Below are 916 nucleotides of genomic sequence, written 5' to 3'. Positions count from 1 at the left end.
CAGCCATTTTCATCCTGCGTAGCGGTTGGTTTCGACGTGGTGCAGGACGAGGATTGCTTGGACGATCGCGGTGGCCCGGCGTGGGCAGCAGCGCAGCTTGACCAGGATCTTCCAGGTCTTGAGGGTGGCGATCGCTCGTTCTCCGCGGGCGCGGATCTTCGCGTGGGCCCGGTTCACGGCCTTCTGTCGGTGTGACAGCTTCGGGCGGAAGCGGCGCCGCTTGAACGGTGTGCGCACGCTGCCACGGGCTCCTTGGTAGCCCTTATCGGCGAAGGTCATCACGTCCGCGCTGGTCAGGGCATCGATGATGCCGTGACTGCGTGCGGCGCTCAGATCGTGTGCCGAACCGGGCAGTGCCGGGGATGCCCACACGAGCCGGCCGGCGGCGTCCGCGATGACCTGCACGTTCACGCCGTGGCGTTTGTGTTTGCCGCTGTAGTAGGGCTTCTGCTCGGCGACCCGGTCGATCGGGATCAGCGTGCCGTCCAGGATCGCGTACGCCAGCAGCCGGATGCGTCGCATCGCGGTTTTCAGGTCGTCGGCTGCCGATCTGAGCAGGGCTATCGCCTCCTGGACGTAGCGCCAGGCGGTGGCGACGCCGATCTCGAAGCCGGCGGCAAGCCGGGTGTAGGTGTCGCCGTTGCGCAGATGGGCGAGAGCGAGCAGCGCCTGCCGGCCGGGTTCGAGGCGCCGCCACCGGGATCGGCGCTGCTTACGGTGGCCGCGAATGCGTTCGGCGAGGTGGTTCAGGGTCCGGCTGGACAACGGAATCGTGGCGGGGTAGGACAGCATGGCGAGGCTCCCGGTCGGGGCTTCGAGTCTTGGTCGACAGCTGTCCTACCTGGAGCCTCGCACCCATCGATCACCGGGCCTGCCGCACCCGCCCTGAACTGCAAAATCAGCTTGGAAAAGGCTC

The 916-nt window shown here is 67.1% G+C and carries 1 protein-coding gene; it reads right to left on the bottom strand.

Annotated elements, in window-relative coordinates; translation table 11 throughout:
* Positions 1–9: 9 nt before the first annotated feature.
* The gene (locus SM450_RS31030) at positions 10–792 is read right to left on the bottom strand and encodes a transposase family protein (RefSeq protein ID WP_474623328.1); all 783 of its coding nucleotides are present in this window, start codon (positions 790–792) and stop codon (positions 10–12) included.
* Between the last annotated feature and the right edge of the window lie 124 nt (positions 793–916).

Source organism: Micromonospora marincola, assembly GCF_056150385.1.
Note: the sequence above shows the minus strand (reverse complement) of the source record. Positions and strands in the feature narration are given on the sequence as shown.

Excerpts from the sequence above, each read along its gene's own strand:
- SM450_RS31030 (WP_474623328.1), bottom strand. The coding sequence starts at position 792 with ATGCTGTCCTACCCCGCCACGATTCCGTTGTCCAGCCGGACCCTGAAC.